The 7,924-nt window shown below is 32.6% G+C and carries 8 protein-coding genes; 7 read left to right on the forward strand and 1 reads right to left on the reverse strand.

Annotated features, from left to right (window positions below):
• A partial coding sequence (locus tag HMPREF9074_RS08580; RefSeq protein WP_034540296.1) for a carboxypeptidase-like regulatory domain-containing protein occupies nt 1–1,133 on the reverse strand: 1,133 nt, incomplete at its 3' end.
• A gap of 272 nt (nt 1,134–1,405) precedes the next feature.
• On the opposite strand from HMPREF9074_RS08580, the gene HMPREF9074_RS12405 reads away from it, so the two are divergent.
• The 7 genes from HMPREF9074_RS12405 to HMPREF9074_RS08615 all read left to right on the forward strand — a co-directional run bounded on the left by HMPREF9074_RS12405 (nt 1,406) and on the right by HMPREF9074_RS08615 (nt 7,814).
• Entirely contained in the window at nt 1,406–1,756 is a 351-nt protein-coding gene (locus HMPREF9074_RS12405) for a hypothetical protein (protein ID WP_009390943.1), read from the forward strand.
• A gap of 489 nt (nt 1,757–2,245) precedes the next feature.
• Nucleotides 2,246–4,012: a leucine-rich repeat domain-containing protein gene (locus tag HMPREF9074_RS08590; protein ID WP_009390940.1), complete on the forward strand. Its 1,767-nt coding sequence runs from the start codon at nt 2,246–2,248 to the stop codon at nt 4,010–4,012.
• A gap of 130 nt (nt 4,013–4,142) precedes the next feature.
• Nucleotides 4,143–4,556: a hypothetical protein gene (locus HMPREF9074_RS08595; protein ID WP_009390939.1), complete on the forward strand. Its 414-nt coding sequence runs from the start codon at nt 4,143–4,145 to the stop codon at nt 4,554–4,556.
• Nucleotides 4,557–4,640: 84 nt separating this feature from the next.
• The gene (locus HMPREF9074_RS08600; protein WP_009390938.1) at nt 4,641–5,489 is read left to right on the forward strand and encodes a CsgG/HfaB family protein; all 849 of its coding nucleotides are present in this window, start codon (nt 4,641–4,643) and stop codon (nt 5,487–5,489) included.
• Between the two features lie 53 nt (nt 5,490–5,542).
• Nucleotides 5,543–5,992: a hypothetical protein gene (locus HMPREF9074_RS08605; RefSeq protein ID WP_009390937.1), complete on the forward strand. Its 450-nt coding sequence runs from the start codon at nt 5,543–5,545 to the stop codon at nt 5,990–5,992.
• Between the two features lies 1 nt (nt 5,993).
• Complete coding sequence (locus tag HMPREF9074_RS08610) at nt 5,994–6,875, forward strand: DUF6175 family protein (RefSeq protein WP_009390936.1); 882 nt, start codon at nt 5,994–5,996, stop codon at nt 6,873–6,875.
• 9 nt (nt 6,876–6,884) lie between these two features.
• Nucleotides 6,885–7,814 carry a hypothetical protein gene (locus HMPREF9074_RS08615; RefSeq protein WP_009390935.1) on the forward strand — a complete coding sequence of 310 codons (930 nt, stop codon included), beginning with the start codon at nt 6,885–6,887 and terminating at the stop codon, nt 7,812–7,814.
• The last annotated feature ends 110 nt before the right edge of the window (nt 7,815–7,924 follow it).

The raw sequence follows: 7,924 nt of genomic DNA on the forward strand, positions 1-7,924 counted from the left end.
GTGATTTGGGTATTGATACTACCATTGACGGTATAACGGCGGTAATCGCTGCGAGGTGAAGTAGAACCCTCTTGGCTGAAGTGCCCAAATGATAGGTAATAAGAGCTATTATTAGTACCCCCAGAGATAGAGACATCGGTACGAATCAACGGTACGAAATCTCTGAAGAAAACCTTATCCCAACGAGTATTGTAAGGATTGGCAGCTAAGATTTTATCTGCTGACTGTCTGGCAACATCCTTGTTTGAAGTGAACTTGCCTGCTGCCAAGTTTACGGCTTGAGGATCTTTTTCTATCCAGAAATCCATATACTCGCGAGGGGTCATCATATCATCGAAGAACTTACGGCTAGCGTTAGTAAGTGCCGTAAAACCGAGTTGGTGACTGATAGTAACATTAGTACGCTCGTTATTACGCCCTTTTTTGGTGGTGATGAGTATGACCCCATTGGCCGCACGTGCCCCATAGATAGAGGTTGAAGCTGCATCTTTGAGCACCGTAATGCTCTCGATGTCATTAGGGTTGAATCGGCTCATCACATTGGCACTAACAGCAATCCCGTCCATTATATAGAGGGGTTCTTGGGTTCTTTCACCGCGTAGCGCCCCTTGGAAGTTGTTATAACCGTGGATAAGGATATCGCTATTGCTACCAGGGCGACCCGAATCGCTGGTAACGACAACCCCTGCTAAGCGGCCTTGTAGCGCATCGGATACGCTGGCTACAGGTGCTGCACTTACGTCCTTGCCCTGCACTTGCGCTACTTGCGCTACCGTACGGCTGGCGAGCTTAGGAGCCCCATAGCCGGTAACTACCATTTCTTCGAGCTCTTGTACGTCGTCTTTCATCACTACATCGAGCTTTTTGGTATTGGCGGTTACTTTCTTCTGTACGGTTTTCATTCCGAGAAACGTAAAGTCGAGCACATCGCCTACGCTGGCATTGAGGGTGTACTTACCGTCGGTGTCGGTAGTGGCTCCTCGCTGAGTGCCTTTAATCATAATAAACACACCTAAGAGAGGCGTGCCAGCTTCATCTTTCACTGTACCTGAAAGCTGCACATTTTGAGCCGATACGGAAAATATCGCCAAAAAGAAGAAGCCCCAAGTGAATAACTGTTTTAATTTCCTCATTTTGATTTTTATTATTACAAGGTGGCAAAGGTATTATTTTATTTATTAAAATGCAAGGAAGAGAAAAAAATATCTCACTAAAACACTTTTTTGTTATAAAATTATCAAGTGGGGGATTTGGCAAAAGCAGTGTTTTTTTCTTTTTTGAGGGCGATTAGTAGACGTTTATACTTCGGTGAGCGTTCGCTTATCGTTCGCTCTTCCTGTATCGTTTGTATAGTGTTTGTATAGGGTAAGTGTATTTAGAAAATTTTTCTGGGAGGGGTGGGCAGATGGGAGGGCTGAGAAGGCTGGGAGGATTGGGAGTGCGAGCCGCACTGGCGATTGTGGGACAGGTAGGACAGGTGGGACGGGTGGGACAAGTGGGAGTGCGAGCCGCACTGGCGATTGTGGGACAAGTGGGGCGGGTGGGACGAGTGGGACAGGTGAGACAGGTGGGACAGGTGAGACGGGTGTGGGGCGATTGTGGGAGGGGTGGGACGAGTGAGACAGGTGGGACAGGTGGGACTGGTGGGACAAGTGGGACAGGTGAGACAGGTGGGACAAGTGGGAGTGTGGAGACCTATTTTCTCAAATTATATCTTATTGATTGTGAAATAGTTGAAAGATTATACATAAAATAAATGTTAAAAAATTTGTGTATTTTGTGTTTTTATTGTAATTATGCACCCTAAAATATAGAAAAAATAAGAAGCGTTAGCTTTTGTTCTGTTATCTGAAAACTGGAAACTTTCATTGCGACACAGTACAAAAGGGTAATGCTCATCGCCTTTATAGGCGTGAGTGAAACCTATTTGTGTTGCAAGGTGATTCCAGTACCTCAGATGACAAAGAGTGTTACTCACGCTTTTTTTATTTCTACTATTTTATACATTTAAGAAAAGGCGTTAGCTTTGTTCTGTTATCTGAAAACTGGAAACTTTCGATAGCAACACAGAATAGGTTAGCCTATAGCGCAAAGGGAGTACTTGCAAAAAAGTGCTTTCCTTTGCCGTATGCGACTTCTTCTAAAAAAAGAATAAATCTTCGGCTTTTATAAAAACTCCTAAGTCTAAAAAGGTGAAACTTTTTGGGCACTAAGTGTATTAATTGATTTTAATATATCAATAATAATGAAAAAGATATTTTTTACTCTATTTTTATTCGGTTGTTTATCGTTTAATTGTTCTAAAAGTGATAAATCTCTACCTATTGACAACAATGGGAAAGGCAATATCAGTTATCAGAAAAATAAAGAAGAGGGAAAAATTCCCTCTAAATACTATCTGCTAAGCCCTGACAAAAAAACTTTAATGCAGTGGTTTAATACCGAGGCTACTAGCATTAATATGCAAGAGGACAAAGTACTAAAAGAGGTAACCAAAATTAGTGATAATATTTTTGAAAATTGTAAGAAAGTAGTGTCAATTGTACTACCTGATAAACTTACCGATATTGGTGTAAATGCTTTTGGACAATGTGAAGCCCTAAAATCAATTGTAATTCCTGAAGAGGTAACAATTATTAATGATCGAACTTTTAGTAATTGTAAGGCATTAAGTCAGATAAAACTTCCTCAAAACTTAAAATCTATAGGACAGAACTCTTTTTATAATTGTATATCATTAGAGAGTATTGACATTCCTAATAGTGTAGAAAGTATAAAAGATGGGGCTTTCCATAATAGTGGTTTTACATCAATTACCATTCCTGAAAAAGTAACCCTTATACCTAACCAATTCAACTTTTTCACAACATTCTATCAATGTGAAAAATTAAAAAGCATTACTTTTCTCAATAAAATGAGTAGTATCCCCAATAGCTTTTTCTATGGTTGCAAATCATTAGAGAGTATCAAATTTCCTAAAAATATTACAGCTATTGAAATAGGAGCTTTTAACGATTGTCCTTCTTTAAAAAACATTACGATACCAAGTACTGTTACTCACTTTTCTTTTAGTAATAACCAATATATACAATCGGTAATAATTGAAGAAGGGATTACAAGTATTGAAGCTACTGCATTTGATAATTGTAAGGCATTAACCTCTATTACTCTTCCTAAAGGTTTAAAAACAATCAAAACAGCTTTTAGAGACTGTATTTCATTAAAGCATATTACAATACCAAGTACTGTTACTCACTTTTCTTTTAGTAACAACCAATATATACAATCGGTAGTAATTGAAGAAGGAGTTAGAAGCATTGGAGAAGAAGCTTTTGCAGATTGTAAATCATTAAGAAGTGTAACACTTCCTAAAGGACTAAAAGTAATTTATAAGTCAGCTTTTAAAGGTTGTGAGCTATTAGAAGAAATAAATATCCCTAATAGTATTACCTATATTAGTACTCTTGCTTTTGCTCATTGTTATTCATTGGGTAATATTAACATTCCTAATAATGCTGTTGTACAAATTGAAGAGCTTGCTTTCAGTAATAGTGGCTTAACTTCAATTATAATTCCTAAAGGAGTAACTTTTGTATCTATATTTACTAATATAGAACCTATTGTTTTCTATCAATGTAGAAAGTTAAAAAGTATCACATTACTTAATAATATGAAAAGCATTGGAGGGTATTTTATTTCTGAATGTGATATTTTAGAAAATGTAAAGCTACCTGAAACACTTATTACTATTGATAATTTCTTATTTCGAGATTGTAAAGCTATAAAGCATATTACTATTCCGCACAATGTTAGAAAAATTAATGGTTTTGCTTTTTTTGCTAACAATATTATTACTATCACTTTAGAGGGAAGCATTCCGCCTGAATTAGATAGTCCATTTTTACTTAAAAATAAAATCAAAAAAATTTACGTGCCTGCAAATAGTGTATTAGAATATAAAGCTGCAAACCAGTGGAATAAATACGCTAATATTATAGAAGCAATGCCTTAAAACATTGATTTGTTTTTATTTTTTAGCTATGAATATTACGAATAAAGCAGCTATCCGAAGAGCTATTTTATAAGAGGCGAAATCCTGAAAAGCCTAAAAAGAGTAGGGAATAACACTAATATTTTATCAGATGAAGAATCTATTCTTTATTATCAGTATCTTACTTTTATTAGTTTCTTGTGTAAAAGATGCTGTTACTAATAATGAGCTATCTGGACATAATTATATAATAGAAAGTATAACAATTAATGATGTCAAACAAGAACTGGACTATTGTACTAGCGATGAACATATAAGTTTTGGTAGTGTAGAATTCACTCATAGCAAGTATGGATTTGAAGAAGAATATGGCCGAAAAACTTGTAGAGTACGTGTAGTATCAGGAAATTATAAAGCTGTTCGCAATAAAATTGAATTTAAGACGGCAGAAGGTGACTTTTCTTATACAGCGACTCTTTCAAAAAATCATCTAACGATATCAGGGAAGGAAAAGGATAAGAAAGGGAATGAATATAGTTTTTCAAAAACATATATAAAACAGTAACTAAAAAAATAGCTATTTTTATAAGAGGCGAAATCCCGAAAAGCCTAAAAAGAGTAGGGAATAACTTTAATATTTCTTTATTCAATGAGAAAAACATTTTTAACAATCATCACATTATTTACAACTACAATAGCTGTAAATGCACAATCAGAAAAAATTTCAGTAGGAATACTTCCTACTAATGGAGCAAATGGTCAAATTACAAAAGAAACTGTAATGGTGACAGAAGAATTATCAAATGCTTTTTTAAAAACTAATCGATTTAGCATTGTAGACAGATCTAAAATGGAGTCTTTAAAACGAGAAAGAGAACTTCAAAAAACAGAAGACTTTTTAGATGGCTCCGTAATCTCACAGTCTAAAAGTATAGGTGCTAAATACCTAATTTCAAGTGTATTATCTGATTATGTAAATACAGGCGACAAGTGTCAATTCTTAATTTCTATAAAAGCAATTGATGTTGAAACAGGAGAGATCATAGCTTCTGAAAATTTAACTCCAAAATCAGGAGGGTTTGGTAATACTTTATTAAGTGGAGTTGTAAATGCAGCACTAGAGACAGAAGGTTCTTTAACAAGTCAAGAAAAAGCTTTTAAAAAGACTCTTGATAAAATGTCTCCTCAAATTGAAGAGTTCGTACTTAAGAACTTTCCTGTTGAATTTGCAATAGTAGAAGAACAAGATAAAGGGAAGTTATTAGTATCTGGAGGTAGTTCATCTGGCGTAAAAAAAGGTAATATTTTGAAGGTTTATGAAGAAACAATGATAAATGTAAATGGCAAAGAACTTAAGCGCAAAAAAGATGTTGCAGAACTAAAAGTAGAAAAAGTTGAAGATGAAAACTTTTCAACTTGTTCTATCAAATCAGGGGATAAACTGCTGAAAGAAAAAATAAGTACTAATGCTAACCTAAAAGTTACTTTTAAACAATAACTTCATAAGGAGTTGCTTTATGTAAGCAACTCCTTACAAAAATCAATAAGGAAATGAAACATAATCTATTTTATTTTTTTGTACTTTTTGTATTATTGAGTAGTTGTAAAGTTACTCAATATCAAACACCCAATATACTTTTAATATCTGAAAATAAAGGAGAAATAACACTTAAAACTATTAGTCAAAATAGTGATAAAGGAGTAGAACAAGCACAAAAATTAGTAATGCAAACAATATTGTTTAGAGGGATTGCTAATAGTAATAGCCTTAACATTCCATTAGTCCCTAATGAAAATCAAAGTTTAGTACAGTATAAGGAGTACTTTTCAAATTTTTTTGATAAAGGATTTTATAAGACATTTTTCATACTGTCTCAAGAAAGTAATATTTCTAAAAATATAAGAGGAAATAAGCAATTAGATATTGTAATGAAGATCAATGTCAATGCTTTAAGAAGAGACTTAGAGCAAAACGGTGTAATTAGAAAATTTGGTTATTAAAATGAAAAAAATATTTTTCTTATTATTTGTTTTGAGTTTTTCATTAAATGCTCAAAACAAAGCAACAGATAGCGGTGGACAAGTAATAACTGTTCAGCCTAAAATTATGGTCATTCCATTTGTAAAAGAAGGTGAAGATATTCGTACTATTTTAGAAGAAGATGCAGATAAGCGTATAGCTATTACAAAAATTAAGGAAGGGTTTGATAACAGAGGTTTTACAACTGTTGATTTTACTGCCAAATTGAAAAGTGCAAAAGATAATTCTATTTTTACTTCTGATAATCAAAATGACTTAAAAACACAGATTATTGAAATGTCAGGTGCTGATATCTATGTTCTTTCTGAAGTTGTTATACATAAAGGAAGTTCTGGAAACTCAATCAAAATTATACTTACGGGTTATGAAGTATCAACAGGAAATTCTCTTTCTAATAAAGTATGCGAAAGTGGAAAGTTTTACTCTGATGACTTTGGAAGATTAGCTTCAAAAGCTGTAGAAAGTTGTATAGATGACTTTTTAAATGTTATGCAGACAAAGTTTACAGATGTTGTAAATAATGGAAAATCTATTATTGTAGATATTAGTTTTGCTGAAAGTTCTCATTATAATACATCTTCTGAGTTTAAAGATGAATTATTTTCTGATTTATTAGAAACTTGGATGGAAGAAAATGCTTTTAAAAACAATTATCATATACAAGGAACTACTGATTTAAGAATGATTTTTGACGATGTAAAAATCCCTTTAAAAGATCAAAGTAACGGACGTAACTATAATCCAAATAAATTTGCTTCTCTTCTTATTAAATACCTTAAAACTTTAGGGCTTGAAGTGGGACGAGACATAAAAGGCAATACTATTTTCATCATCATTAAATAAATTTGAATAATGAAAAAAATAACATTATTTTTTGTATTTATATCTTTTTTCCAACTATTATCAGCTCAAACCATTTCAGATGTTGGAAAAATAACTTTGAGTATAGCTCCCATTGAAAGTGATATATCTGAAGCACAACAATCTTTATTAACAAAAAGAATTGAACAAACAATAACTTCTGAAGGTATATCTTCTTTTACTTATGGAAATTTTACTATAACTCCTAAAGTTTCTTTACAAAATAGCGAAGTTATAGAGGGAGGAATGAAGAATATAAATGTTGTGTGGCTAGATCTATCTTTAATTATACAAGAAAACACAACAGGTAAAATATTTTCTTCTTATTATTCTACTTTAAAAGGTAGTGCTATGGGAAAAGATAAAGCGGTTATTGATGCTATTAACAAAATAAATAACAAATCTGCTGAATTGAAAAAATTTATTTCAGAAGGAAAAAAAGAAATAATCTCTTATTATAAAGAAAATTGTAATAGTATTATTCAGAAATCAGAAGGATTTGCTCAAAGAAAACAGTATGAAGAAGCTATTGCTTTATTGTTGAGTATTCCAGAAGAGGTAAAAGAGTGTTATTCTAATGCTCAAAAAAACGCATTACAAATTTACAATAAATACCAAGAGAAAAATTGTAAACAACAACTTCAAAAAGTTAGTGCTTTAATAGCTAATAAAAATTATGAAGAAGCCTTATCTATATTAATGAATGTAGATCCCTCTACATCTTGCTACAATGAAGCTAAAAAGCAAATTAGTATTATAGAAAATAAGATAAAAGCAGAAGATGATAAACAATGGAATTTTATGATGCAACAATATAAGGATAAAGTTTCTTTAGAAAAATATCGCATAAATGCTATTAAAGAAATTGCAGCAGCTTATTATAGACAAAATGCAAGTAATAATGTCTATATCCTAAGATAATTATAGATTTTACATTAGGTTTTAACAAAAAACGCTGGTTAAAAAAATAGACCAGCGTTTTTTATTATTTCTTCATTTATGTAAAGAAAAAAACTTCATTAGCATTAACA

It is taken from the genome of Capnocytophaga sp. oral taxon 329 str. F0087, from assembly GCF_000213295.2.
In the GTDB taxonomy this organism is placed as follows: Bacteria; Bacteroidota; Bacteroidia; order Flavobacteriales; family Flavobacteriaceae; genus Capnocytophaga; species Capnocytophaga leadbetteri_A.